This window comes from Pseudoalteromonas sp. NC201 (genome assembly GCF_002850255.1).
Lineage (GTDB): Bacteria > Pseudomonadota > Gammaproteobacteria > Enterobacterales > Alteromonadaceae > Pseudoalteromonas.
Genome location: NZ_CP022522.1, coordinates 681,562 through 707,987, shown reverse-complemented (window position 1 = coordinate 707,987; position 26,426 = coordinate 681,562). Strand labels below are relative to the sequence as shown.

Below are 26,426 nucleotides of genomic sequence, written 5' to 3'. Positions count from 1 at the left end.
CAGCTTTGAAAAACCGCCTCTCGGCGGTTTTTTATTGGGTTCATTTTATGGAGTATATTAACCTTCATAGTTTCGCTAAACTTCAACTGTTATTAGAACAAAAAGGCAACCGCATGATTAACCTGTTCTGTACACAAAAACTCATTGCAAAGCTCCCTGTCAATGAAGGAGTTATACCCGCTTGTTCCGATGCAAAACTGACTGATTTAAGCACGCCAGACACTCACCCTTTGTCAGATTGGCATGCTAATTTGCTCACAATACAACGCAGAAACTGTATGCTCCTGATGCATAATCAAACCCGCTTTCCGGTATTTATTATTGGCCTCACCAAACCAGATTTTGCAAAGTTAGATTTTCTATTTGCTGATAGCTTTATGAATACCTTGCTAAAAGTGGGTGCAAGTAACCAGCAATTACAAAAAGCAGCTTCATTACTCGGCCCGCTAACAATCGCCAAAGCTAATAACCGTAGTGTGCAAGGGACGATGAATCAAATGAAAGGCGATATAGAACATCAACTTTGGTTCGACCAAATTAACATCATGGATTGTTCGCCTTATAGAACTGCCGCCTGGTTAGCTGAACGCCCTTGCATGATTAAAGGACAAAAAGACTGTATTTGGCCAATTAAGGAAATGCTCGCTTTATTAAGCTAACGCTCCAATATCAACCTGCTAAGCCATTGCTAACTTAGCCGCGTGTTTCCACATAAACTTCGGCATGGTATTTCGCAACTGCCAAGTGATGTTCATGGGCTGCCTACCAGTGTGCGATACATAGTCAACTTCGCCAAAGTTAACAAATCCTATGGTTTTGCCAAATTCGTCTTTTGCTTGCTCTCTAACAAACAGAAAAAGTCGCTTACCCTTTGCTTTGTGAGTGATATAGTCTAGACCTCTACCATAATCAGGCCTTGCTGAGTTTTGGCTTTGCCAATGGAAAAGCTGTTCATTTATCGCGTAGTCGTGATACATAGTAGTGGGCGAAAACTGCTTTTCGTTTTTATTCAACGTAACGAATAGCAGCTCAATATTTTGCTCTCGAATGCTAAAAACACCTTCTCGAGAATTAGCCTGCTTTTCAAAAGTAGACACACCAAAGCCAACCAATATTTGCTCTCTGGCATAACGAGCCCCAGAATTTACATAATGCCCCAAGTGATAAATACCGTGTGGGCAGGGTTGGTGTGTGACTAAGTGGCATGAATTAAGACTTTGCCCATACTGCCCCCTTGCCAAAAAGAGAAAGTCTTTTTCAATTAGAACGAACACCACCACACTTTTATGCGCGTAAAAATGTAAAAAACCACACTTTTATGCGCATAAAAGTGTGGTTTGAGTTATAGTGTAGGTCGTTAACAATCTTAATTGGCGGGAAATAACAGTGCAGCGTAACTTACTTAACGCCTTAATGGCATGGAAAAACCAATCTGTACGCAAGCCATTATTAATCGATGGCGCAAGACAAACAGGTAAAACCTATCTGCTGCAAGAGTTGTTTGGTAACACCTTTGCCAACATCCTTCGTATCGACTTTCTTGAAAATCCCGCCTACAAAGAAGCGTTCGATGGCTCACTCTCACCTGACGAGCTAATAATGAACATTGAGCTTTTGACCAATCAGGTGTTCAACCCAGAAACCGATCTGCTGATATTAGATGAAATTGGCGAATGTGAGCGTGCCGTTACCTCACTTAAGTACTTTGCCGAGAAAGCCCCCTCCTATTTTGTCGCTGCCAGCGGTTCAAATATTGGTTTGCTCAACACCTTCCCTGTGGGCAAGGTAGAACAATACAATTTACGACCACTGACCTTCCAAGAATTTATTTATGCATCAAACGAGCAAGCGCTGATCAAAGCGTTTGACAGTCAAGCAAGCACACCTGCGGTGCACACTAAATTGATGGATAAACTAACAGATTACTTTTTTACCGGTGGTATGCCGGAAGCCGTTTCTGCTTGGTATCAGTATAAGGATTCAAGCATTCTAGAGCGTGTTGAAAAAGTCACAAAAATTCATGCCGATTTAGTTGAAGGTTATCGCCGCGATTTTGGTAAGTACGCAGGCAAGGTCGATGCTACACTGATTGAATCTGTGTTTAATAGCATTCCAGCGCAGCTATCACTTGTCAGCGATGATTCCGTTAAACGCTTTAAATTTAAACATGTGCATGAGCGTAAATCTCGTTATAGCGATTTTGAAACCGCGATCCATTGGCTTCATTGCTGCCGTTTAGCTTTGCCAAACTACCCTGTTGAAGGATTGCCAAAATCGCCACTAGCGGCCTATAAAAAAGAAAATATGGTTAAATTGTTTCTATTTGATGTGGGGCTGCTTAATCATATGCTAGGCAGCAGTTATAAAGAGATTAAGCAACAAAGCTATGAATACAAAGGTTACGTGGCTGAAAACTTCGTGCAGCAAGAGCTCACAGCCATCGGCGTTGACCCAAGTTATTCATGGAATGACGCCCGCGCCGAAATCGAATTTATTTTGGCAACCGATGAAGGCGATATCATCCCTGTTGAAGTCAAAAGTGGTAACCGTACAAGGGCAAAATCGTTGGCATCTTATGTTGAAAAATGTGCACCAAGTAAAACTTTTAAGTTAACTGGTACACAAGGCTCATCAGCGTTAGAACAAACCAAAATCGTAATGCCTTTGTATTTCACGCAGTATTTACCTCAGAGATGGTAAAAGCGCGTTGCTTAGCCCCCGAGGTCTACATAAAGTTACTTCAAAGGTAACAATCTGTAGACCTTGATACCTGATATTCGGACACTCAGTCTTACCTCTATTGGATACCATAGTATCCATATTGAGCTTATTTCTATTGAAATGGACACCATAATGTCCACTTCAGGTTAGGTGAGTTTCTGCTGACTTATCACTATCACGTAGAACCAGCAAAAAATGGCCAAATTATGTTGACGGAAATCCCGCTCGATAAAGCCCTTCAAAACCTCTATTTTTAAGTCCTAACAGCAGCATAAAAACGGCACTGTTTTTCCGTAGTCATAGCCAAGGAGCACCACTAAGATTTAGTAAAAGCCATAGACAATTAGTGGGCAGTTTGGTGGGAAAATAGGCATTTTTGAGCGGTTTCTTTTCAGTAAGTTTTTGAGTTTTTAAATGTTTAGATTGCCACCCGAGGGTGGCATTTTCATTTTACTCTTCTTTATTTTCGAGTGCTTCTTCTCGGCGCAGATAGGCGCCTGCTTCATCACTACTTGCACGCAGGTGGTGGTTTTGATCCACCGCTCTCGTTTGCTGATTGAGTTGGTACACTTGTGAGGCATTGCCTAAATCACGCTCGCTGGTAATTGCGGCGATGGATTCTCGGTCTTTTAAGAAGCTAATCACATCTTTACGGATGTCGCTTAGCTGTGCATCGTCTTTATGCATTTCTAATATATGTCTTGGATGCTCTAGGTTTTTCATGCCCGTGGCAGCGAAGGTCGTTGAAACTATTCTCGACACCACTACCCAAGGGGTAATACTGCTGCGTACTAGCGTATTTTCAGAGCGTGTGGAATCGTGAATGCCAGTTCCTGTTGATATTTTAGACTCAGTAAATGTCCCTTCACACTTAAAATAAACCAGCAGAGATTCAAACTGCATCTCGGCGTAGAATACGTGTGCAGCATTGATTAGCATTGACGCAAACGATTTAATCAATAAGCCACTTAGCAGTAAATGCACGGCTACCATCACAACGGCGCTGAACGACGCGATGTTTTCTTCGCTGAAGGCACTAGAAAAATTACTGATATTGGCGCTCGTTACATAGTGGTAAATATCTACTACGGCATAAGCAAAAAAGACGCTTAATCCAAGGGTTACTAGCAGCAGTAAGTTACCACCAAGCAAGGATAAAAACCTAAAGCGTTCAAACGATTTACCTAAATCTAGGGGCAGAACTTTAGGTTGTACTTCTTGGATCATTTCGCCTTTAAAGCCACCTTTACCATCAACTTGTTCTTGCAAGCTGGGATCTAGCTCACGATAAACTCGGTTTGGTACTTCTTTATAGCGGCGATTAGCCATCACCAAGTTGTCGAGGTTAATAAATATCTCATTTGGATGTACTGATTCTTGCCAGTTTTCTCTTAACTCAGACACTTCAACCACTGGGTTTACTTTGTCTAAACGCGCTTTAAGCATAACAGCAATAATGGCGCTACAGCCAAGTGCAAGCACGATAACGCCCGTGAGATAAGCCCAAGTATGAAGACTAGGTAACGGCGCAAAAAAGAGCTCAATATCGGCTTTACTTAACTTTCCTTCATCCATGATGTAAGACAAAGTTAGACCTATCAAGATTGGTAGCACAAAAGAGAGCGAAATCACTTTAGTGAGGGTCGCACTCCCCAAAGATTCAATAGCATGTTCCGCTTTGCGTGAAATCGGTTTAGCCGCGCTATACCAGCATGACAAAATATATATCATCAGTAAGGTACTATAGATTGGAAAAGTCAGCTCCCCAGCATCACCGGCAAAGCCCGACAGCGATACAAACGCCACCACGCCATAAAGCACAAGTGCGGTTAATGTACTCACCCATGCACCAAATAAGCGTTGGCTCATATTTCTGATAGGATAAGGGAGAAAGAGTAATTTAGGTGCAATGCTGTGAAGTAAACGCGATAAGAATCCCTTAGGCTCTACAAAAGTGCTATTCTTTCGGCCAATCAACATTTCTTCTAGCGTTTTCGCCGCATAAGCTACATCAGCCTTTTCTTGCTTGGCAGTTGAAGTTTCTGATTTACTGAAGTTATAAGCTAAAGAGGTGGGATGGTTACGACCCACAAAAAAACGCAGCGTTGCATATACTCCTTTTGCAAGAGACGTGATCCCAAGACCTAAAATCAACATGCCAAATAGCATGATGATCCAACCCATACCCGCATCGCTCTTAACTGAGCTGGCGGCAATCACCAGTAATGCAATTCCAGCAATAGTTTGTATTGCACCACGAATAGCAGTGATTTTACCTTCCGTTTTAAATGGGTTTTTAAGCCCTAAATCAATAGAGCCATAATCAAAAGCCACTAGCAGCCTCCTTGTATAAACAGTCCAATGTCGGTGGCTAGGAGGTCGTCTAGTTTACGCAGCGTCCAGCCACACCTTTTAATTTCTGCAATACTCTGCACAATAACTTGTTAAGTTGCAACGAGTTTCGTTTGAATTCAAAGAAGTTCCCACTTCCTATTATCAAATCGTCTAACTTCGTTACAATTAGGCGAAATAGACAGAAGATAAAGCCACTCGTTTTCTACCAATTGTTTTACAACTGGGTGTGCTGCCATGATTTGCTCTAGTGCTTCGGTTGGTGCTTGTACAATTACGCTCAAACGTTGTGGGGTATGCATCCATTTTTCACCGTTATGAACGGATTGCATTGGCAGGCCTATTCGCAAATCTCCGCCATTGCCTTCAAACACTCCTATTCTCCCCCCCACTACATTATGCAACACCTTGTTACCACTGCCGTATTTGTGGATATCGGTTACCGAAGCGTTATATTGCATATTGATCCAGTTAGTGACGAGCATAGGGGCGGTTAAAATAGCTGTTAACTGACTAAAGTCTTGGTCTTGCTCCGCGCTGTATTCATGCAAAAAGACTCGACCTTGCAGGTCAATCCCCTGCGTAACTTGTCTCGGCGCGACCACAAATGCTGCATTGTTGGCAAGGCCCCATTCCGGCCTGACTTGAGACCAATCTTTAGTACGGGCTATAAATCGCTGCTCTAATTGCTGCTCGGATAACTCTTTACCAGTTATCGCAAGCGTATGAGCGCGCTCTACTCTAGCCAGACGCGATGCCTGCTTTAACCAGCGGGTCATCTCTGTATCTATTTCGCCATAGGGGGTAATTGTTTCAGTGGTGGTATTATGTAGCGCTGCAACAAAACGGGTTCGCGACGGAATAGCGATGCCTAGCGCGATTAATTCTGCGCGTACCGCTTGGTCATTAAGAAGTTGCGCGAGTACTTTAACATTCACTTCTCCCGATTGGCCGCCACATGCACCACATTGCAGTCCGGCTTCATGTAAATTATTGGTGGTATGTGCTCCGTGGCCAACCAATAGGACTGTATCAGCAAATTCAGTCAGTCCCATCCCTTTTAATATGCCAGCTGCGAGTTTAGCTTGCTCCAAAACAGTAACTTCGTGTTCGCCCTGTTTTAATTGCCACTTTCTTGAATCAATATGACTATCGACGGGATGATGAGTTTTTTGCAGTGAAAACACTTTGCTAAATAGCTGATAAAAGTAACTCATCCCCATCGACTCCACCATCGAAAATGAAGCAGCCGCAGAGTGAGACCAGCTATGCCAACGGCCAGCTTGCTGGCGTTTTGTGGCAAGATGCTGGGGTGCTGGCGTTTGTATCGCGGTGATTGGTGCTTTTAATAATCCGGGTAACTGTGGCCGACTAAAACGACAGTTAGTCGCATGATAATCAATCGGTAGGCCAAAGAAACCAGCATAGCCTATGGTTTGAATGCCTGCGTTTTGAGTTTCTAACGCACGGCGGATCACCTCTGAGCGTACATCAATACAAAAAGCCGCTTGTAAGGTTGGTGTAGCTTGCTCACGAGCTCCCTCAGATTTTACCTGCTGAGTCTTTAGCTGCCCCACTAAAGTGACTTGATAACTGAGCTCGAGTGCCCGCTGAAATACCAGGCGCGGCAACAATGCCTTTTTATGTTCAATCACAATCTCAGCAAGTTGCTGCTTTTGCTTGTTCCAATGGTATTGAATACGGGTAAAGGTCGTTGGATGGCGCTCACTCACATAACGCCAAATCACCAGCTCCCACGCCATTCGAATTGCCAGTAGCGCACGCATATCGGAAGCCGGATGCTGGGCAAGATCTGCTTGCCAGCGTTCATAAGCCGCCCAAGATGCCCAACCATTAATATCTAACAGTAGCATGTGTGCATAATCACTCAGCTCATTAAAACCAATCTCTAAGGTGTCGACAGCGAGTGCAATTAAAGACTCAGGAGACGTTGGCAAAGCCTTAAAGTAATCCACTAAGCCCGACTCCCCCATGACGATGCTTATCCCCAAGTCTCGCGATACGGTTTCATGCCAGTGGCGATACAAACAGAGTTTATCCTCACCTTGGGTTTGTTTGAGAATAGGCTGCACCTGCTGATAATGCGCGGCGCAAAATTGGCTAATTTGGTGGCTGATTTCCTCTTGCCATGGCATCTTATGCTCTGAGCGATAACGGTCAAGTAAGTCCGCTAATGTATGCCAATGTGGCAACTCGCCGCAGTGACTTTTTTTGAGCCAATTAAGTAGCGCATTGGTGCTGCGATCCACCGCATAATGTGCCGCAGATTGCTGCAATGCTTGCTCTGAAATCGCCTCTTGCTGCCATTTTTCAAGATAAAATGCCACGGGCATCAGCATTCTAACCTGTGCCAACGCACTCATTTTATTGACCACCGCATCAAAGGGCAGATCGCGCATTCCCCAAAATGGATTCACTGCGATCAATTGATCGAGTGGCCAAGTTGGCGCAATGCGTGTTTCAGCACTCAGGAGTTGTTGCTGTTGCGGCTTAGATAGCTGAGTCTGTTTGTTGTCTTGTGTCTCTATCATTACTTCTGCTCCTCGTGCCCCGCTGCATAGCGATGAATGGCTAGGTGTTTCTGCTTTTTAATACTTGGCAAATGGACGGGCCAAAGTAATATGGTTAATCGCGTCATCCACTCGTCTAAGTACAGGCCGGCATACAACACTCGAGAGAGTTTTTGCACTGTTACCAAATGTGCGCGGTAATAGAGCAGATAATTTACTACGATAAGTACCACTACTAAGCTGAGCAACCAAATATCAGCTCCATCGAGTGCTTGCGCCCTGAGATCATTTGGTAGCGCGACCACCAAATGCAATAGCCACTTTTGCGCACTATAGGCTGCCAACAACACAACAGCTGCGGTGATAATTCTAAAATAGCTGCTAGGGGCTTGCGCCTCAAAACGCAGCGCTAACCACACCGTTAATGCGCCAACCATTAATCCCCAAATACTGATAGGACCTTGATATTCAATAACGACTGCAGCTGCTGTAGTGAGGCCAGTTGCCACGGCAAGTGCAATGAGCCATTGCCACAAGGGCGGTTCAAGCTGGTCGCTCAAGCGACGAGTCAAATCTTCATGGATCCACTGGCTTGAGTTTAAAAATGCGTGGGCTTTGTAGGCTGAATGCGCCAATAAGTGTAGTAGCGCTAATTCATATAGCCCCAAAGCACACTCCACTAGCATCAACCCCATTTGTGCACAGGTTGACCAAGCCAAGCGCACTTTTAAACTGATCCGCGTTGTCATGATAAGCGCGGCCAATAATGTCGTTATTCCTGCCACGATCAAGATCAGCCATTTCGCAGCTTCTACGCGTAAAATCAAAGGGCCAAACACCATCACCAAAAAACCGCCCAAATTAATGATCCCTGCATGCAGCAGCGCACTTACCGGCGTGGGTGATTCAACCACTTGCATCAACCAGCCATGCACTGGCAGTTGCGCGCACTTTATCAGCGCCACAATTGCAAGTAAGCCAGCTGCAGATTGCTCTAGCGCAGTCAGTGTCGTTGAGTGAGTTAAGTAATAGTCGGTGATGTCATTAAGCCGGAGCATGCCAGTGCTGAGGTAGATACAAATGAAAGCCCCCAGCAATGCACTTTCTGCCAAGCGCGCCAAAATAAACTTTTTGTGTGCGGCCAATGCCGCTCTCGGGCGGTTAGGATAAAACAGCAGTAGACGGTGTAGGCTCAAACTAATGCCAACCCAAGCCAACCAAAATAGGATTAAGTGATTACTGAGCACCACAATAGTCACGCTCAGTAATGTCGTGAGTAGATAGCGAAAATAGCGGCCTCGGTGTTTTTCACCATGTAAATAGTGAATAGAGTAACGCAGTAAAATAAAGCTCATAAAGCCAATCAATGACACCACGCTAAGCCGTAAAAAGTTTATTTCAAACAGGCTACTGGCAATATCACCTTGTGTTGCCCAACTCCCCCAGCCAAAAGCGATACAAATTGCCACACCAATAGCAAAACCGTTCGCGATACGAAATAACCCAGCGTTACTACGAGACGCTTTGCTCATGAAAGACGCAGCAATCAAAAAGTGTAATAGCAACAGCACCACTAAGATATTAATCATCACTTTCTATGGTTCTCACCTAAGTCTTGAATCAGGTCATTATTCCAACCTTTTTAATTTAATAAAAATAGATATAATTTAACTATTCGTTCTGTTTTACTTATATATAGATGAGCCGACTTAATTATCACCACCTTTACTACTTCTGGCAGGTTGCTAAGCTCGGAAACCTGACTCAAGCCGCTAAAGAATTACATGTTTCGCAATCTGCGCTCTCTGCGCAAATCAAACAGTTGGAACACAATGTCGGAGTATCACTATTTGAGCGCGTAGGCCGTAACCTAATGCTTACCGATCAGGGTAAAAAGGTGTTGAGCTATGCCGATGATATTTTTACCACGGGGCAAGAGCTCGAAGCCTTGCTAAGCAAAGGCGTGCAGTCAACCACCCACGTAACTATTGGGGTGTTGACCACTCTGTCACGTAACTTTGTAGAAGCTTTTATTAGCCCTTTGATGCGGCGCAGCGATGTGCAATTTAAATTAAAGTCAGGCAGTATTTCAGAGCTACTCAACGGCTTAACCAATTATGAGCTGGATTTAGTACTCACCAACCGCACAATAAACCTAGATACTTCAGATCCCTATTGGCAGTGCCAACTAGTTGCCAAGCAACCGCTGGCGATCATTGGTCCGCCTGCCCTCAAGCCAAGCACGCCATTTCCGCAAGGCTTTGAAAAAACACGCTGGATCTTGCCACCTGCCAACTCAGATTTACGCACCGCATTTAATGCGCTGTGCGCTCAGTATCAGTATTTCCCCAACATTTTGGCAGAGGTCGACGATATGGCGATGATGCGACTACTGGCACGAGATAGTGGCGCGGTAGCTGTTTTACCAGCCGTTGTAGTAAAAGACGAAATAGCCCAAGGGGTGCTACAGCAGTATCAGGAACTGCCTAATATTTATGAGTATTTTTATGCGATTTCAACACAGAAAAAGGTTGTTCCTGAAGCAATTAAAATCCTGCTGCAAGAAGCGCGTGATAAGCCCGCACATTTTTAAGCACGCTGATTTTTATTCACCTGAAAGTATTAGAAAATCACGATTTATTTCTGTTTTTTAACTTAACCCATATTAACGTAAGAAAATTGGCCTAAGCACTTGACCAATTGATGTTTATTTAGCAAGCTGAAACTATAGGATAAAAATTCGACGAGGCAGTTATCGTGTTCAAGCTTGCGCACAATGGCAATATCTTAATGGATGTGAAGTCTGCTTCACCGCCAAGTGCTGCGTTTGTGATTGAAGCCCTTGAAAAATCACAATTTGCCGACTGTGAAATTGATCACGACTCGATTAATGCCTTTTTCCAGAGCGACTTTCCAGAGAGCCAAATCGTCGTTGCTAAACAACATGATGCCGAATTTGAAGTCACCTTAAGTGACGATAAAATGCAGGCCTTTGGGCAACTTAAAACGGCTCGTGGTGGTAAAGCCGTATCATTAGAAGAGGCAAAAAAAGCCATTGTTAAAGCGGGCGTCAGCCGTGGTTATAAGCAAGCTTACCTAGAAAATATCCTGCGCAAACAGTTTGAACTTCCACCTGGCGAAGAAGCATCTGGATTAATCGCCCAAGGCCGACCACCACAAGACGGCCAGTCAGCAAAATTACTGCCGCACGTACAAACTTTAAAAGAAAGACTCAAGCAGCCTAGAATGCGTGAAGATGGCACCGTTGACATGCGTGATTTTGGCAAGCTTGCAAGCGTTGCACCGGGCGATTTACTGGTCACTCAAAAGCCCGCAACACCAGGTAAAGAAGGCTTTACGGTTAGTGGTGAAAGTATTGAAGCAAAGCCCGGCGAATCATTCCAGCTTATGGCGGGTGAAGGCACCGAGATCAACCCCAACAACCCACTAGAGCTTATCGCAACCATTGCAGGTTGCCCCTCTGATATCGCCAACGGTATGCGCGTGGATGATGTATTTACGATTGCCGATGTCACAGTAAAAAGTGGTCATGTCGACTTTAATGGCAGCGTTGTAGTTACCCATAATGTGGAGCCGGGTATGCACGTGACTGCACAAGGCGATATCACAGTGCTCGGCACGGTGGAATCTGGAGAACTTATTGCAGGTGGTCATATTGAGGTACGAGGTGGCGTGATCGGCCATGTCGACCATCAAAATAATGAACAAGGCTTAACCTGCAAGCTTATCGCCAAAGGCAATATTGAGATTGCCCATGGACAATATACTTACCTTGAAGGCGATAACATTATTATCAATAAGCAAAGTAACCACTGCGATATTAAAGCGCAAAAGCTGATACAAGTTGGCACTGGCGATCATCCAAGTGGCAAGTTAATAGGTGGTTCAATCATAGATGCGCAAATGGTGGTAGCGGGAGAGATTGGCAGTGAATCTGGCGCTAAGATGATGATTTATCTTGCACGCAAAGGTCTTAAAATCACCCAAGAAACCGACACCCTGTTCAAAGAAGTCGCCGCCACCAATGATTCTTTAGATCAACTACAGCAAGCGATTGAAAAAGCAGAGTTAGTAAAAGACGCAGCTAAAAAGCAACAACTCAAAACTAAAATTGGCGCAACACAGATGCACTACTGCCAGCAAGCCGAGCACCTTGAGCAAAAGCTCAGCCAGCTTGATCACGACTTACACGATTTGCTCGACAACACGAAACTTGCAGCAAACAAAGCGCTTCATTCTGGGGTTGAAATCCATATCTTTGATCGCGTGTATAAAACAACCCGCAGTTATCCCCCTTGCTCAGCAATGCTACAAGAAAACCAAGTCAAGATAGACTTTAAAACCGCAGGCTCCTAGCCTGCACTTTGCTCTAGCGCTGACATTTAGCGCAATACACTGTGCTGCGTTGCCCTAGACGTATTTCTTTTAATGGCGTTTCGCAGCTTACGCAAGGCTCACCTTTGCGACCATACACCAGTAACTCTTGAGCAAAGTAACCCGGCTTACCATCACTTTGAGCAAAGTCTTTAAGTGTCGTTCCCCCTTGTTTGATAGCTGCACTTAAGGTTTCCTTGATGATCGGTGTCAGTAATTGGTAGCGTTTAAGTGAAATTTTGCCTGCTTCTTTTTTGGGATGGATCCCTGCTTTAAACAAAGATTCATTGGCATAAATATTACCCACACCAACCACCACATGATTATCCATAACAAATTGTTTAATCGGCTGTTTTTTGCCTCTGCTTTTTTCAAATAAGTACTCTGCAGTAAAAAGCTCGGTCAACGGCTCAGGACCCAGCTTTTCAAAAACGCTATGATCTTCGCCTGTACCTTGCCATAAGAAGGCACCAAAGCGACGCGGGTCGTTCAATCTGAGCGACTTACCTGAGGCCAGAATGATCTCCACATGATCATGCTTTTTTAGTGGCTCTTTGCTATCGACAACACGTAAGTTTCCTGACATCCCCAAGTGCAAAATCGCAGTGCCATGCTTGGATTCGATAAGCAAATATTTTGCCCGTCGCTTAACCGCAAGCACCCTCTCACCTTCGAGCAATTGTACTTCCTCTGGTACAGGCCATCTCAGCTTACCATTGTGCACTTTTACGCTTTGGATAATATGTTGCTCTAAATATGGTTGAATGCCTAAACGGCTCACTTCGACTTCTGGTAACTCAGGCATAATTCACTCTATTACTGTGTGGTATTACAATTCTATCGGTAGAAATAATGCTTTGGCTTGCACACTATCAAGCTCAAACCAACGCTGTTGTTGTTTATCAAATAATACAAAGCCATTATCGCTAGGATACAGCTGGTAGCTAAGCGGAAGCTCTTGAGTTGCTAGCCAAAACTGCGCAGCGCTCAACGCGGGCTCCAACTGCTTTGGCGCCTCAACAACCAATAGCTGTAAACTTTGCCACTTGGCGACAAGCGCACCTAAGGCATCTTCGCTAAAGGCCTGGTTTGAGCCTTGCGGTAACTCTATACGCCAGCTTGTACCAATGCGTTCAATTTTATAGCCAGGAAATGCCACGGTTAAGACAAAGCTTTGCTCTGGTAGCACAGCTTGAATCTTTGCTTTATCGTCGCTGGGATTCAATTTATAGTGGAGACCGTTGAGAAAAAAGATCATCAGTAACATGGAAAAGATCACCACGTTATTCCAGCCCTTACGGCTCATTTGAATCATACCTATCTCCTAAGCGTTTGAGCGGTTAGTGTATAATACTAATTTACATTTATACATGCTCAATTAGCCCTTGCTCACCGAGGCTATTTCGCCTAATTCAACAATCTGTCGTTACCGTCCCCTATCTACGCCAAATTGCGCATTTACACTATTTAAATGACAAGTTATTTTGCTAGAATGTGGGCAAAATTTTAAGGAGTTCCGTCAATGGCAATGTATGTAGTGGGTCATAAGATCCCTGATTCAGATTCAATCTGCGGTGCAATCGCACTTGCTTATTTAAAAAACCAAATTGGTGAAGAAGCAATCCCAACGCGTTTGGGTGAAGTCTCACCGGAGACTCAGTTTATTCTTGACCGTTTTGGTTTTGAAGCACCAGAGCTTAAGATGAGCTATGCTGGCGAAGATGTGTATATCGTTGACCACACTGAAAAAACGCAAGCACCAGACGACATCGATAAAGCAACTGTGGTTGGCGTAGTTGATCACCACAAACTAGGCGACCTTACAACTTCAACACCACTTGAGTGTTGGATCCGCCCTGTTGGCTGTAGTAACACGATTATTAAAATGATGTACGACTTCTACGATGTAGAAATCCCAGCAAATATTGCTGGCATCATGATGTGTGCAATCCTAAGCGACACAGTCATCTTCAAATCACCAACTTGTACCACTGCGGATATCAAATGTGTTGAAGCACTTGCAAAAATCGCGGGTGTTGATGATGCTAAAGAGCTTGGCATGGAAATGTTCAAGGTGAAATCAGCAGTTGAAGGCACACCAATTCGTGACCTGGTCATGCGTGATTTCAAAGACTTTAATATGAATGGCAACCTTGTTGGTATTGGCCAGCTTGAAGTGGTTGATCTTGCTGTATTTGACAAGATCAAAGATGAGCTACATGCCGATATCGCAAAATTAAAAGAAGAAGGTAATCGCCACAGTGTAATGCTGCTACTTACTGATATCATGAAAGAAGGCTCACAAATGCTGATCGCTTCTGATGATGAAGCGATCATCGCAAAAGCATACGACGTTGAGCCTGAAGCAAGCAAAGTATGGTTGGACGGCGTACTGAGCCGTAAAAAGCAAGTTGTACCACCATTGCAAGACGCATTCGCTGGTTAATACTGCTCGCCGAGACGAAAGTCTCGGCTGTTTTTATGCTGCACCTCACTCCGGGTATATTCGCCTCATTTGTCAAAAACTTGAATGCCGCGCGCCATTCACATCACCTTATTCAAATCAACCTGCCCGTGAGCGACTGTATCGCGCAAATCGGTGACAAAACGCTATTTGGCCCAAGCGTAATTGCTAGTGGCGTAGAACATAGCTTAAAAATGACCTCAGGCTGGGTGATATTAGTCGAGCCAAAAAGCGTGTATGGCGGGCAACTCCAGAGCAACAGCTGCGCAGCAATCGAGATAAATACCGCACCAAAGAGCAATGCCAAGCTTGCCGAGTTAATACGCACAGTAGGACTTACCGAGCTACCAACGACGGATTTAGATCCACGAATTGACCGTGTATTGGCGCAATTAGATGCTTGTTTTAACGCACAAACTTGCCTTAAACCCAGTCACTTCAGCGCAAATACGATTGCCGAGTCACTTTATCTCTCACCAAGTCGCTTTTTACATCTGTTTACGGAGCAAGTGGGGATAGCATGGCGACCTTATGTGCTGTGGCGCAGGCTGATCTGTTCAGTTGTCGCCATACAACAAGGCAACAACCTTACACAAGCAGCCATGCTCGCGGGGTTTGCAGATAGCGCTCATTTGAGCCGAACATTTAAACGGCAGTTTGGCATTACACCGACTGAGGCATTAAAAACACAAAGCGCTATAAACTAAGCCGTTTGTTTATTACCTCGCTTATAAGCTTCATCAATCAGCTTGACCATAGGTAGCGACGATATGGTTAATACGACGAGAAAAATAATCGAATGAACAATCATCTCATCGACCGTATAGCCAATACGAAACTGAATAAATGCCTGGATCTGAATGTAAACATTGGCGGTAACAAATAGTGCTAATGATGCGCCCCAAAACCACACATCTGTAACAGGACGCTTGCCATAAGCAACGCAAAAAGCACCAAATACATTTAAGAGATCTGCGACCAATAACACAATCCCAGTAAACATGCTTGATTCTATTGCTAAATGGTCCGGCAGTGTAAATGCATCATAGATTGAGGTAATAAACGTCAGTAGTAAGAAATAAAATAAGACTTTCCATTTCATGCAAGCGATCCTCCATAACCGTAAGATATGTCATCGCGGTTACTTGGTCGCTGCTTCAGTACTTTGTCAGTACATACCTTATCAACAATCTTTGTTGTTTTTCTCATAGGCTCCTTCCCTAAATACAAAATAAAAAAACTTAATTGTACACCCATTAACTAACCATGAACTTAGCCAGTTTATTCAAGCTTAGTTACCTAAGTTGCATCACACTGCTACCAAAATAGGAGCATAACCATGAAGCAATTTTTAGTAACTACCCCTTTAGTTGATTATCAACATTCAGAGATCCAAAGCTTAATAGAAGCAAAAGGTTGGCGGCAACTTGATGAAATCACGGCAGCGGAGCAAATCTATAACTTCATCAAAGACGACATAGAGTTTGGTTATAGTGAGACAGATACACTAACTGCAAGCCAAGTGCTTAAGCAAGGCTATGGACAATGTAATACCAAAGGAACATTACTGGTCGCATTGCTAAGGGCTTGTGATATTCCCACCCGAGTTCATGGGTTTGAGATAGCCAACAGTCTTAAACAAGGGTTAATTCCTACCCTACTGGCGTGGTTTGCTCCAAAAAGTATTATCCATAGTTGGGTTGAAGTTTATCTAGAGGAGCGCTGGGTAGAGCTTGAAGGTTACATAATAGATGACGGCTACCTTAAGCAGGTTCAGCAACAGTTCCCGATGGCAAAAAACTTTACTGGGTTTGGTATTTCTACTCCCTGTTTACAGCAACCCGATAATCGCTTTTCGTTAAATGGTGCATATATTCAAAAACAAAGTATCACACGCGATTTAGGGCTTTATACAAGTCCAGATGCGCTGTATCAGCAACACAAAAATCTAACTGGCATCAAGCAATGGCTCTATGCACACTGCTTTAGACACTGGATAAACCAAAGGGTAAAGCGCGTCAGAGCCGGACGCTTCAACTAACTTGAGCGTGCAATAGCAAATTGGCTGCGATTGTGGTTAGTGTATTCAACGCCACCTCTATTGCGCGGGGATCACGCAGTTGCGGCCTGCAGCTTTGGCTTGATATACCGCGTGATCAACGGCTTTTAATGAATGACCAAAAGGCAAATTGGTATTGACTGCTGCGACCCCAAAGCTTGATGTAATGGTGATCTCCCCTGATGGCGTAGAGATAACCGATTGCTCTATTTCTTGTCGCAGGCGCTCGGCGATCACCATCGCTGAATTTACCGGCGTGTTAGGTAACAGCACAATAAACTCTTCCCCCCCTAAACGACACATACAATCTTCTAACCTCAAGGTATTTACGCAGATCTCAGCAAAGCTTTTTAACACTAAATCACCGGTTTCATGGCCGTGATTATCGTTGATTTTTTTAAAGTGATCTATGTCTAGCATCATCATACTAAATGGATGATCAAAGCGTGCATGACGACTGATCTCACGTTTCGCGTTATCCATTAAAAAACGTCGATTACTCAATCCAGTGAGTGGATCTTTAAACGCCATGTCAGTAAGTTGCAGCTGTAACTGCCATAACTCTTTAACCAGTAATCGGCGACTGCAGCAGTCCGCAATCATCTCCGCAAAAGCAATTTCATCTTTGTGCCACGTACGTACGCCATTATTCCCTTCACAGCACACCACTCCGTGAGGAATACCATTTTTAAAGATCACCGTATCTAACATGGTCACTATGTGGTTTGGGGTTAAATAACACTCTTGAAATTCAGACGTTCTGGGATCGGCGGCAGCGTCATTCGCATCTATCGATTGACCACTGTTGATTGCTGAAAAATAAGCGGGGAAGTTTTCATATGTTAAGGCTGGCAATTGCACCGGTAACTCGTCACCCTGCCAATCTGTATTAGCAACATTGATAAGCTCAGAAGGTTTGTCAAGATCATCAAACAACCAAACGGAAACCCGAGTGACGTCTAAGATAAGCTTACCTTCATCTAGTAAATCAATCAGGAAGCTTTGAAATGTTCCCGATACATCAAGCTCTTGCGAGCTGAGCCGCCTAAGCCTCTGAGTGACATTGCTAAAGTTCTTCAACATAATACGAAGATTTTATTCTTTTCTGCTAGCATAACGCGCCATAATTTTTAAGCATAGTCTTAAATACTAGAATTAACCTATGTTTTGGAATATTTTCACACGATTATGTAAGAAATAAGAATATAAGTAGAGTAATCCGTAAAGGAGGTAATGCTAAAAGGTAATAAGCCTGAGATTATTAAAGTGGCGCGAGGCCACTTTATTCGTTGATTATTTAATATATTTTGCGAGGTATTTTTTAAATACCGGATCTGACATTGCCAATTGGCGTTGCTCATCCATGATTTCTTTAAGCAAAGACTCTGATGTCAGAGGGTTGGCCAAAACCACTCGAAATACCACCGTGGGTTGGCGGTCATATTGCTCTGGTGTTAAACGTGTTCGAGAAACAAAAGAGCGGCCCGCTTCACGCTGACGCTTTTGCATACTCGCAGTAAAACGGTTAAGTGCAGCATAAATCTCTATCTTTTCTTGCTCATCCGCTTGTGCGATTGCCGCTTTTATTTGCTCAGGCACATAGCGGTAAGTCAGCAAACATAGCTCAGGTTCAGAGATCAGCTCAAAATCAGGGGTTTGTTTAATTAGTTCAGCAAAATACCGCGCCTTTTCAATCCCTTTATCAATAAGCATCTCATAGCCTTGACGACCAATGACACGCAGACATGCGTGCACTAACATCGCCATACCAGGACGACTCCCCTCTAAAGTATGACTTCCCAGATCTTTAGAGCCTTTCCGTAATATGTATTCGGCGTGATGTTCAATTGCATCAGATGCCGCTGGGTCTTTAAATAACACCATACCCGCTCCCATAGGCACGTACATTTGCTTGTGCGCATCTATGGTTATTGAATCTGCTCGCTCCACCCCTTTCAGAAGGTAGCGATTGTTATTCGATAGTAGTGTTGCCCCACCCCAAGCGGCGTCGACATGAAAGTGGCAATTGAGTTCTTCAGCTAAATCAGCCATCTCTTCTAGAGGGTCAATATTACCCGTTTCGGTCGTCCCAGCAACACCAACCAAAGCCAGTACTTTTATCCCTTGCGCTTCAAGCTCATTAGCTTTGGCTCGCATGGCGTCAACATCAACCTTATTGTTGCCAGCCGTTTTGATTGAAATGAAGTTATCGCGGCCAATACCTAGCACATCTGCGGCCTTACCCAACGAATAATGGCCTCTTTCAGAAACCAATACCGCTAAGCCTCGGTAACCATAATGTAGCATTGCAGCCACAATACCCGATGCACCAATACCTTTAAATTCACCATCCGCTTTTAATAAGCGGTTTCTTGCAATCCAAAGCGCGGTTATATTCGCAATTGTGCCACCCGAACAAAAAGCACCTAGTGACGTTTTTGCGCTGTGCATCCACTTATCGTAGAAAGCATCATCGCTGCCGTAAACCAAGTGATGCATCATTCCCAATACTTGACGTTCAAGCGGAGTAAAGGCTTTTGACGTTTCAATTTTGACTAGGTTCTGATTGAGTCCCACCATCAACTTCGACAGTGGCAACACAAAATGCGGTAAAGCTGAGGTCATATGCCCGATAAAGCTTGGGGCTGCGGTATGCACTGAGTGGGCAACTAATTGCTCCATGATATCTTGCGCATAGTCGGAGACAAACATCGGCACTTCGGGGATCACCGCCGACTGAAAGTCTTTTTCAACTTCGTGCAGTGGCTTTTCAACTGCCGCAATATTCTCATTTAAAAAGCCAGCCAAATTGCTCGAGATTTCTTGCTCGATTCTGCTTAAAGTTGAATCAGGCGCCTCAGGCACGGTAAATATACGCATTAAGCTTTCTTCAGACGCAACGGCGCAACGCTTTGGACCCATCAATACTACCTAAACATCAAACGGTGCAGTAGCTTACCTACCCATTTTAGAGATTGAGTAGATACAAATTGCACAAGAGATTGTGATACATGAAATGGCTAACTTTACTGTAAAGAAAGGGAATTGTCTTCTATTGTCTAGTTAAAATTCATGAAACATTGACAATTTTATGAAAACCCAACGAAAGTTCAGTGAAAAATACCTTAGTTTCTATTTTACATTCTCGTCAAAAATAAGGTATAAAATGGGGACATAAACCCAACAAAACGGTATATTACCGACTTGCTCGCAACAATGCATTTTATTGATCATTGGTGAGGAAATTTTTTGCTTTATTTCTTCTCAAGTCATCAATTTATGTTGTATTGTTTATATTATGTAACAAAGCAGCTGCCACGCTTACGCTAGTTAGGCATTTTGATCGTCGTTAAATCGCGATATTGTGGATAAAGGATTATCATGAATACTCGGAGTATAGCTCAACCTCTCAAAGCTAAATCTAAGCAGCCTACGACAAAAGCAACGCCGCTTTTAGGGCTCACAGGTTATACTTCCCGACTCCCCGTTGCTTGGCTCGTTTTAGCCTCTTTTATCTTTTTAGCTGCCCTATCGATTTATGTTATCGCCAACTATTATGATACGCGTCGCGATATCATGGCGAGGATCGACGCCCAGCTAATCAATGCAGCCACCAGCGCCAACGTCATTGTAGGCAAAAAGTATCACGAGTCACCAGAGCAAATAACCCCAGCCGAGTTTAAACAAAAAAGCCATGCCCTCACCGAGCTTGCCCGTGCTTTAAATGTTGAATACGTCTATACCATGGTGCTTAAACCACCTTACGTGCACTTTACCGCGTCCAGTTACACCCGAGAAGATCTTAAACTCAACCGACTAACACGTTATCAAGATGTTTATTCCGAGGCTTCGATTACCCTAAAAAGCGCCTTTCACTCTACCGAACCTGTGTTTGAAATAGCCAAAGACAAATGGGGCCACTTTAAAAGTGTGTTTATTCCTTTTGTGCTACCCGATGGCACTACTTATATAGCAGGTGCAGACTTAACCATTCACGATTTAGAAAGTCGGTTACAAGAAAGTGTAATGGATGCCGCCATTGACGCTAGCTTCTTCTTTGTGATGTTTTTGGTTGTCGTGAGCTTGTACTTTATGTACTACAAGAAGACCTTAACAACGGATAGCCGCACCGGATTTGGCAACCGTATCGCCCTTGAGCAAGCACTTAAATATTCTAAATCGCAACACCTATGCTTAAGCGTAGTATGGGTGAAGGAGCTTGAGGATATCATTAGCTTCTATGGCACGGAAGTCGGCGATAACGTTATGGCAAAAGTCATGAGCTACTTTAGCGAGTTTACCCATCCGTTTGAGGTTTACCGCCTTACCACCTCTAAAATTGCGCTAGTTACCAGCATCGAAAATGGTGAGCATTATTTGGCGAACTTAACCGAGTCATTCCCTTGTGCAAAACCCATATACGACGCGCCGCATTTATACGTTAATTTGTGTGCGGGTGTTGCTAAAGGCAATTGCGCGTTGTTACTTGAAAATGCCTTTCTCGCGCTACGTCAGGCCCAACAGCAAAATACCCAAGTGTGTTATTTTGATTCTCAGCTGCAAATAAACCCCCAGCAACAATCAAAAAATCTCCACCTCACCCGTTTACTGCAAAGCGCGTGTGAATCAGACCGCATCATTCCTTTTTTTACGCCGCGTAAATCTTGTCACGACCATGCTGACATTCAGTACCACTGCACGGCACGCGTCCTTAACGAGCGCGGCGCTATCATCGATGCCGAACATTTTTATCCAGTGATGAAGCAACCAAAACTCCGCGCACAAATTAGCATGAAGCTACTTGAGTTATGCATCACCCGTTTTCGTAAATCGAACCATGCTTGGAGCATGCAATTGAGCCACAGTGAAATCGCGGATGCAGAATATTTTGAATATATCAGCCAGATCCTACGCCGTTACCCGCAGCCACAACTCATCACATTTGAGTTTAATGAAACGGATGTGCTCAAAAACTTTAGTGATATGAGCTTAATGATGCAGTCGTTAAAAGCAAAAGGTGCAAATGTTGCGGTAACGGGTGTGAATAGCGGCTTTCTTACCATCAATCGGATCTTAAAACTCCCACTTGATGCCATTTGTTTAGAAGCCAGTATTTGTGAAAACTTGGATGAAGATGAGATGCTGCTGAGCTCCATTGAATATCTTGCAAGCCATTGCAATGCCAAGCGGATCGACTTGATTGTACCCTGTGTTGCCACCAGCAAGCAGGCAAAACAACTGGAAGCTGCAGGCGTTGCAAGATTAGAAGGTAGCTGGATAGGCAAAGCAAGCGGCCATCTTTAAGCCGCTTTTATCAATCTGAAGTCAGACTTGTAATGGGTTAGCTCAAAGCGTTACGACGAGGCGGGTGCTTGATTGACCACTTGCCCAATACTTACGCTCAAAGGGCGTAATAGCCTCATCACTTTCATAGGCTTCCACTTCAACATCAACGCCGCTAAGCGCCAAAGCTCTGGCAAACTCTTTTACATAGATATCCCAATTACTGCGCAGCTCCAACTTGCCGCCTAACTTGACGATAAAAGGAAACACCGCGCTACCATGCCAGCGTCTTTGAATATGTTTAGCTTTCGGCCACGGATTAGGATACAGCAAATAATGGTGACTCGGCTGCCAATTGGCTTCCAGCGCTAATCGCCAAAAGTCATTGAGATCGGCTTGCACCAAAATATATTGGCCTTGTTCCGTTTGTTTATATTCAACATCATGTTTATCTAGTCGATGCGCAGACTTGTCGATGCCAATTACCAACGCATCAGGGTGTCGCTTCGCCAAATTTGCCGTACTTTCACCAACACCACAACATGAGTCCAAAATAATCGGTCCATTAAAGGCCTGTACTCGCACATTAACCTCATCGAAAGCGCTTTGTGTATGTGCCGCAATGGGTTTTTTAAACTCAGCGGTTAGATGCTTAGTAACGATTTCATCGAGCTTTTCGTGTAGCCCTTGTTGATTAGTGGTGATACTACGAGAGTTTGCTTCTGTCATAACCAGTCATTATTAAGGGGGAATGGTAAGGATTTTACCTGAAATAACGCAAGAGCGCTGCAATTGATAGCAGCGCTCATTCTTTATCCTGCGGTTAGTGTCTTAGCCCAACACCGCGTTTAATTAAGTGCAGTGACAACCAAAATAGACCACATATAAATACACCTAATACCGTAAAGGCAACGCCAATATCAACGTCCGAAACACCTAAAAAGCCAAAACGGAAGGCATTTACCATATAGATGATTGGATTTACCTGTGACACACCTTGCCAAAACTCCGGCAGCAATGTGATTGAGTAAAATACGCCGCCTAGGTAAGTCAGGGGTGTAAGCACAAAAGTCGGAATAATACTAATATCGTCAAAGCTGTTGGCAAACACCGCATTGATCAAACCACCTAATGCAAACACAGCTGACGTTAAAATAACCGTAATAACGATAACCGCTAGATTGTGAATTTGAATATCCACAAAAAACAGACTGACGATAGTAACAATAAGCCCAACGAGCATGCCTCGCGCCATACCACCGCCCATATAGCCAAGTACAATAATATAGTTAGGCACAGGTGCAACGAGTAGTTCTTCAATGCTCTTTTGAAACTTGGTGGAATAAAAACTCGAGGCAACATTAGAATAGGAGTTGGTGATCACCGACATCATGATTAAGCCAGGTACAATAAACTCCATGTAACTAAAGCCACCCATATCACCAATGCGCGAGCCGATTAAACTGCCAAATATCACAAAATAAAGTGTCATGGTGATCGCTGGCGGTACTAAGGTTTGCACCCAAATACGTAAAAACCGAATACACTCTTTTATCCAAATACTTTTTAACGCGACGCCATATTTCAACACGATTATGCCCCTCTCCCCTGCTCCAGTAAGCCAACAAACAACTCTTCTAAACGGTTAGCTTTGTTACGCATACTTAATACTTGATTACCTTGCTCTGTGAGCTGTGTGAACACCCCATTGAGCCCTTGCGACTTAGCTACTTCTACCTCAATAGTATGGTCATCTACGGTGGTAAATTGGTAACCATCGAGTGCCACAGGCAGCATGGGCGGCTTAAGATCAAGTACAAACGTTTCTTTATCCAACTTTGAGAGTAATGTCTTGATGGTCGTGTGCTCAACAATCGTGCCTTTATCAATAATCGCAATATTACGGCACAACAGCTCTGCTTCTTCTAAGTAATGCGTTGTGAGTATAATCGTTACGCCTTGCTTATTAATTTCACGCAAAAAATCCCACATAGAACGGCGTAGTTCTATATCCACACCAGCCGTAGGTTCATCTAAAATAAGGAGCTTAGGCTCATGCATCAATGCTCTTGCAATCATCAAGCGACGTTTCATACCGCCGGATAACGTGCGAGCTTGCTTATCTTTTTTATCAAATAATCCCAGCTGCTTGAGATACTTCTCGGCTCGCTGATGGGCAACGTCTCTTGGCACACCATAATAGCCCGCCTGAGTCACAAGAATTTGGTTTAGCGTCTCGAATTGGCTAAAGTTGAACTCCTGTGGTACTAAACCTAAGTTCGACTTAGCGTCTTCCAAATGAGTATCAATACTATGACCAAAAACCTCTACGCTGCCTTGGCTTTTATTCACCAGTGAGGCAATAACCCCTATTGTGGTAGATTTACCAGCCCCGTTTGGACCAAGTAGCGCAAAGAAGTCCCCTTCTTGAACTTCGAGATCAATGCCTTTAACGGCTTCGACGCCGTTACTATAAACTTTTTTTAACCCTTTGATGTTCAGTGCTATTGTCATATTTTATTATTCTCCATAACCCCAGCGCTTAGCTAAGGTATGCTCGATGTGTAGATGATCTAAAATGCGGGCCACCATAAAGTCGACCAAATCGTCGATACTTTGTGGCTGATGATAAAAACCAGGTGCTGCAGGCATGATAGTCACCCCCAAGCGGCTAAGCTTGAGCATGTTTTCAAGATGAATTGGACTAAAGGGCGTCTCACGCGGCACTAATATTAATTGGCCACGTTCTTTGATCACCACATCTGCTGCGCGCTCAAGCAAATTGTCAGATGCCCCAAGTGCAATGGCTGACACGCTTCCTGCGCTACACGGACACACCACCATCTGCTTTGGTGCGGCCGAGCCAGATGCCACAGGGCTAAACCAGTTATCTTTACCAAATACCTGAATTTGCTTATCTTTAGCACAGAAAAGCGTCTGTAGTTGCTCTGTTGCTTTTTGTTCATTTCCTGAGAGTTTTAAATTCGACTCAGTATCCAGCACCACTCTGGCTGCGCTCGAGATTAGCACGTAAACTTGATAGTTTAACGACACCAATACCTCGAGTAATCTCAGTCCGTAAGGGGCGCCCGACGCACCACTAAAGGCCAGCGTAATTGGCCCATTAAATGTTTGTTCTGACATAATGATTACTTTTTCAATGCAGTTAAAAGTTTGTCGTGGATGCCACCAAAACCACCATTACTCATAATCAACACATGCTGGTTTGGTGCTTGATTTGTCACAACCTGTGCAACAATCTCATCTACGCTTGCAAAACACTGACGACCCGCGGCTTCAGCTTGTGCTTTAAGAGACCAAGATAGGCCATCTGGTTCGAATAGATACACTTCATCTGCCATATCAAGGGATTGCAATAAGGTTTCTTGATGAATGCCAAGCTTCATCGTATTTGAGCGTGGCTCTAAAATAGCAATGATAGGTGCATCTCCAACTTTTGCTCTAAGACCTGCGAGGGTCGTTGCTATTGCCGTGGGGTGATGTGCAAAGTCATCATAGACAGTAACGCCATTGACCTCCCCTTTAATTTCCATACGGCGTTTGGGAGAAATAAATTGCCCCAGCGCTTCGATACTTACCTCGATTGGAATGCCCACATGTCTTGCTGCCGCAATCGCCATCATGGCATTTTTGACATTATGCACACCAATCGCCTGCCAATTTACTTCGCCTTTTTCTTCGCCTTCAAATAACACTGTAAAGCGAGAACCGTCCGCCTTGAGCAGGTTATACGACCATTCTTTGCCAAGCGATTCCTGCTCGCTCCAAAAACCGCGTTCAATAACGTTTTGTAACGCAGCATCATCTGCTGGATATACGGCTTTACCTTGGCTGGGTAGCGTGCGAATTAAATGATGAAACTGGGTTTGAATGGCATTTAAATCTGGAAAAATATCAGCGTGATCATATTCAAGATTGTTGAGTATTAACGTGCGAGGTAAGTAATGGACAAACTTGCTGCGTTTATCGAAAAACGCCGTATCGTATTCGTCGGCTTCGATAACAAAGAATGGCGTATCTGAAGTGCGCGCCGACACACCAAAATTTTGCACTATGCCACCGATCAAAAAGCCCGGGCGTAATCCTGCGTATTCGAGTAACCAAGCTAACATACTTGCAGTGGTCGTTTTGCCATGCGTACCGGCCACAGCCAACACCCATGACTGGCGTAATACATGGTCTTTTAACCATTCAGGGCCTGAGGTATAACGCATACCCTTTTCTAAAACATATTCAACGCACGGATTACCACGGCTCATGGCATTGCCGATGATCACCACATCAGGCTCAACATCGATGAGTTGCTTAGGGTCGTACCCTTGAGTTAGTTCAATTCCGAGTGATTCAAGTTGTGTACTCATCGGCGGGTAAACATTGAGATCTGAACCTGTGACTTTGTGCCCCAATGATTGAGCGATGGCTGCGATCCCGCCCATAAAGGTACCGCAAATCCCTAAAATATGTACGTGCATGATGTTAGCATTCTTTATTATTTCATTGCCATTTAGATTAACATACTCAGCTTATTGGTGGCTGACTTTATTGTTGAATCTCATGCACCAGTATTATTCTTTATTTTAAAGTGGGTAGTGTGAGAACG

21 protein-coding genes and 1 pseudogene are annotated in these 26,426 nt (G+C 44.1%); 8 read left to right on the top strand and 14 right to left on the bottom strand.

The annotated features are described in order from the left end of the window. Nucleotides 1-47: 47 nt before the first annotated feature. A complete protein-coding gene (locus PNC201_RS03025) occupies nt 48-659 on the top strand; it encodes a DUF6933 domain-containing protein (RefSeq protein WP_102056133.1) in 612 nt (203 codons plus the stop codon). A gap of 18 nt (nt 660-677) precedes the next feature. Here the strand turns inward: PNC201_RS03025 and PNC201_RS03020 are convergent. Beyond that, nucleotides 678-1,139 (bottom strand): annotated as a pseudogene (locus tag PNC201_RS03020) (DUF3427 domain-containing protein); the annotation flags it as partial. Nucleotides 1,140-1,386: 247 nt separating this feature from the next. Here PNC201_RS03020 and PNC201_RS03015 point away from each other — a divergent pair. Further along, nucleotides 1,387-2,700: an ATP-binding protein gene (locus PNC201_RS03015; protein WP_102056132.1), complete on the top strand. Its 1,314-nt coding sequence runs from the start codon at nt 1,387-1,389 to the stop codon at nt 2,698-2,700. A 471-nt stretch (nt 2,701-3,171) separates the two neighbouring features. On the opposite strand, the gene PNC201_RS03010 is transcribed toward PNC201_RS03015, so the two are convergent. The 3 genes from PNC201_RS03010 to PNC201_RS03000 form a co-directional block, all read right to left on the bottom strand. Continuing rightward, nucleotides 3,172-5,055 (bottom strand): hypothetical protein, encoded by a 1,884-nt coding sequence (locus PNC201_RS03010; protein ID WP_102056131.1) that lies wholly within the window; start codon nt 5,053-5,055, stop codon nt 3,172-3,174. Between the two features lie 137 nt (nt 5,056-5,192). Next, nucleotides 5,193-7,625: a YbcC family protein gene (locus PNC201_RS03005; RefSeq protein WP_102056130.1), complete on the bottom strand. Its 2,433-nt coding sequence runs from the start codon at nt 7,623-7,625 to the stop codon at nt 5,193-5,195. Further along, nucleotides 7,625-9,193 carry an NADH-quinone oxidoreductase subunit L gene (locus PNC201_RS03000; RefSeq protein ID WP_102056129.1) on the bottom strand — a complete coding sequence of 523 codons (1,569 nt, stop codon included), beginning with the start codon at nt 9,191-9,193 and terminating at the stop codon, nt 7,625-7,627. The genes PNC201_RS03005 and PNC201_RS03000 overlap by 1 nt, the downstream gene beginning before the upstream one ends. A gap of 110 nt (nt 9,194-9,303) precedes the next feature. On the opposite strand from PNC201_RS03000, the gene PNC201_RS02995 reads away from it, so the two are divergent. Further along, complete coding sequence (locus tag PNC201_RS02995; protein ID WP_010605720.1) at nt 9,304-10,197, top strand: LysR family transcriptional regulator; 894 nt, start codon at nt 9,304-9,306, stop codon at nt 10,195-10,197. A 164-nt stretch (nt 10,198-10,361) separates the two neighbouring features. After that, nucleotides 10,362-11,981 carry a DUF342 domain-containing protein gene (locus PNC201_RS02990; RefSeq protein ID WP_102056128.1) on the top strand — a complete coding sequence of 540 codons (1,620 nt, stop codon included), beginning with the start codon at nt 10,362-10,364 and terminating at the stop codon, nt 11,979-11,981. Between the two features lie 13 nt (nt 11,982-11,994). On the opposite strand, the gene mutM is transcribed toward PNC201_RS02990, so the two are convergent. Then, a complete protein-coding gene (gene mutM / locus PNC201_RS02985) occupies nt 11,995-12,804 on the bottom strand; it encodes a bifunctional DNA-formamidopyrimidine glycosylase/DNA-(apurinic or apyrimidinic site) lyase (RefSeq protein ID WP_010605722.1) in 810 nt (269 codons plus the stop codon). A gap of 24 nt (nt 12,805-12,828) precedes the next feature. Then, complete coding sequence (locus PNC201_RS02980; RefSeq protein ID WP_102056127.1) at nt 12,829-13,314, bottom strand: hypothetical protein; 486 nt, start codon at nt 13,312-13,314, stop codon at nt 12,829-12,831. 207 nt (nt 13,315-13,521) lie between these two features. Between PNC201_RS02980 and PNC201_RS02975 the strand changes: the two genes are divergently transcribed. Both PNC201_RS02975 and PNC201_RS02970 read left to right on the top strand, forming a co-directional pair. Then, nucleotides 13,522-14,445, top strand: coding sequence for a manganese-dependent inorganic pyrophosphatase (locus PNC201_RS02975; RefSeq protein ID WP_010605724.1), 924 nt, complete (start codon nt 13,522-13,524; stop codon nt 14,443-14,445). A gap of 35 nt (nt 14,446-14,480) precedes the next feature. Continuing rightward, on the top strand, nt 14,481-15,170 hold the full coding sequence (locus PNC201_RS02970) for a helix-turn-helix transcriptional regulator (RefSeq protein ID WP_102056126.1): 690 nt from the start codon (nt 14,481-14,483) through the stop codon (nt 15,168-15,170). On the opposite strand, the gene PNC201_RS02965 is transcribed toward PNC201_RS02970, so the two are convergent. Then, complete coding sequence (locus tag PNC201_RS02965; RefSeq protein WP_102056125.1) at nt 15,167-15,565, bottom strand: hypothetical protein; 399 nt, start codon at nt 15,563-15,565, stop codon at nt 15,167-15,169. The two genes, PNC201_RS02970 and PNC201_RS02965, sit on opposite strands and share 4 nt — an antisense overlap. 237 nt (nt 15,566-15,802) lie before the next feature. Here PNC201_RS02965 and PNC201_RS02960 point away from each other — a divergent pair, with 237 nt between their 5' ends. Next, the gene (locus PNC201_RS02960; RefSeq protein WP_102056124.1) at nt 15,803-16,504 is read left to right on the top strand and encodes a transglutaminase-like domain-containing protein; all 702 of its coding nucleotides are present in this window, start codon (nt 15,803-15,805) and stop codon (nt 16,502-16,504) included. Nucleotides 16,505-16,561: 57 nt separating this feature from the next. On the opposite strand, the gene PNC201_RS02955 is transcribed toward PNC201_RS02960, so the two are convergent. After that, nucleotides 16,562-17,605 carry a sensor domain-containing diguanylate cyclase gene (locus tag PNC201_RS02955; protein ID WP_102056123.1) on the bottom strand — a complete coding sequence of 348 codons (1,044 nt, stop codon included), beginning with the start codon at nt 17,603-17,605 and terminating at the stop codon, nt 16,562-16,564. A 210-nt stretch (nt 17,606-17,815) separates the two neighbouring features. Then, nucleotides 17,816-19,444, bottom strand: coding sequence for a pyridoxal-dependent aspartate 1-decarboxylase PanP (panP, locus tag PNC201_RS02950; protein WP_102056122.1), 1,629 nt, complete (start codon nt 19,442-19,444; stop codon nt 17,816-17,818). Nucleotides 19,445-19,903: 459 nt separating this feature from the next. Here panP and PNC201_RS02945 point away from each other — a divergent pair, with 459 nt between their 5' ends. Next, entirely contained in the window at nt 19,904-21,826 is a 1,923-nt protein-coding gene (locus PNC201_RS02945) for an EAL domain-containing protein (protein WP_102056121.1), read from the top strand. A 42-nt stretch (nt 21,827-21,868) separates the two neighbouring features. On the opposite strand, the gene trmB is transcribed toward PNC201_RS02945, so the two are convergent. The 5 genes from trmB to mpl form a co-directional block, all read right to left on the bottom strand. Further along, nucleotides 21,869-22,534: a tRNA (guanine(46)-N(7))-methyltransferase TrmB gene (trmB, locus tag PNC201_RS02940; RefSeq protein ID WP_102056120.1), complete on the bottom strand. Its 666-nt coding sequence runs from the start codon at nt 22,532-22,534 to the stop codon at nt 21,869-21,871. A 94-nt stretch (nt 22,535-22,628) separates the two neighbouring features. After that, nucleotides 22,629-23,396: an ABC transporter permease gene (locus PNC201_RS02935; RefSeq protein ID WP_010605731.1), complete on the bottom strand. Its 768-nt coding sequence runs from the start codon at nt 23,394-23,396 to the stop codon at nt 22,629-22,631. Between the two features lie 2 nt (nt 23,397-23,398). Continuing rightward, the gene (locus tag PNC201_RS02930) at nt 23,399-24,319 is read right to left on the bottom strand and encodes an ABC transporter ATP-binding protein (protein WP_102056119.1); all 921 of its coding nucleotides are present in this window, start codon (nt 24,317-24,319) and stop codon (nt 23,399-23,401) included. Nucleotides 24,320-24,325: 6 nt separating this feature from the next. Further along, nucleotides 24,326-24,949: a flavin prenyltransferase UbiX gene (locus tag PNC201_RS02925; protein ID WP_010605733.1), complete on the bottom strand. Its 624-nt coding sequence runs from the start codon at nt 24,947-24,949 to the stop codon at nt 24,326-24,328. A 5-nt stretch (nt 24,950-24,954) separates the two neighbouring features. Then, entirely contained in the window at nt 24,955-26,298 is a 1,344-nt protein-coding gene (gene mpl, locus PNC201_RS02920) for a UDP-N-acetylmuramate:L-alanyl-gamma-D-glutamyl-meso-diaminopimelate ligase (protein WP_102056118.1), read from the bottom strand. Nucleotides 26,299-26,426: the final 128 nt, after the last annotated feature.

What these genes read in the sequence shown, in the direction of transcription:
- PNC201_RS03025 (WP_102056133.1), top strand. Translation starts at nt 48, where the DNA reads ATGGAGTATATTAACCTTCATAGTTTCGCTAAACTTCAACTGTTATTA.
- PNC201_RS03005 (WP_102056130.1), bottom strand. Translation starts at nt 7,625, where the DNA reads ATGATAGAGACACAAGACAACAAACAGACTCAGCTATCTAAGCCGCAA.
- PNC201_RS03000 (WP_102056129.1), bottom strand. Translation starts at nt 9,193, where the DNA reads ATGATTAATATCTTAGTGGTGCTGTTGCTATTACACTTTTTGATTGCT.
- PNC201_RS02995 (WP_010605720.1), top strand. Translation starts at nt 9,304, where the DNA reads ATGAGCCGACTTAATTATCACCACCTTTACTACTTCTGGCAGGTTGCT.
- mutM (WP_010605722.1), bottom strand. Translation starts at nt 12,804, where the DNA reads ATGCCTGAGTTACCAGAAGTCGAAGTGAGCCGTTTAGGCATTCAACCA.
- PNC201_RS02980 (WP_102056127.1), bottom strand. Translation starts at nt 13,314, where the DNA reads ATGATTCAAATGAGCCGTAAGGGCTGGAATAACGTGGTGATCTTTTCC.
- PNC201_RS02975 (WP_010605724.1), top strand. Translation starts at nt 13,522, where the DNA reads ATGGCAATGTATGTAGTGGGTCATAAGATCCCTGATTCAGATTCAATC.
- PNC201_RS02970 (WP_102056126.1), top strand. Translation starts at nt 14,481, where the DNA reads ATGCTGCACCTCACTCCGGGTATATTCGCCTCATTTGTCAAAAACTTG.
- PNC201_RS02965 (WP_102056125.1), bottom strand. Translation starts at nt 15,565, where the DNA reads ATGAAATGGAAAGTCTTATTTTATTTCTTACTACTGACGTTTATTACC.
- PNC201_RS02960 (WP_102056124.1), top strand. Translation starts at nt 15,803, where the DNA reads ATGAAGCAATTTTTAGTAACTACCCCTTTAGTTGATTATCAACATTCA.
- PNC201_RS02955 (WP_102056123.1), bottom strand. Translation starts at nt 17,605, where the DNA reads ATGTTGAAGAACTTTAGCAATGTCACTCAGAGGCTTAGGCGGCTCAGC.
- panP (WP_102056122.1), bottom strand. Translation starts at nt 19,444, where the DNA reads ATGGGTCCAAAGCGTTGCGCCGTTGCGTCTGAAGAAAGCTTAATGCGT.
- PNC201_RS02945 (WP_102056121.1), top strand. Translation starts at nt 19,904, where the DNA reads ATGAATACTCGGAGTATAGCTCAACCTCTCAAAGCTAAATCTAAGCAG.
- trmB (WP_102056120.1), bottom strand. Translation starts at nt 22,534, where the DNA reads ATGACAGAAGCAAACTCTCGTAGTATCACCACTAATCAACAAGGGCTA.
- PNC201_RS02930 (WP_102056119.1), bottom strand. Translation starts at nt 24,319, where the DNA reads ATGACAATAGCACTGAACATCAAAGGGTTAAAAAAAGTTTATAGTAAC.
- PNC201_RS02925 (WP_010605733.1), bottom strand. Translation starts at nt 24,949, where the DNA reads ATGTCAGAACAAACATTTAATGGGCCAATTACGCTGGCCTTTAGTGGT.
- mpl (WP_102056118.1), bottom strand. Translation starts at nt 26,298, where the DNA reads ATGCACGTACATATTTTAGGGATTTGCGGTACCTTTATGGGCGGGATC.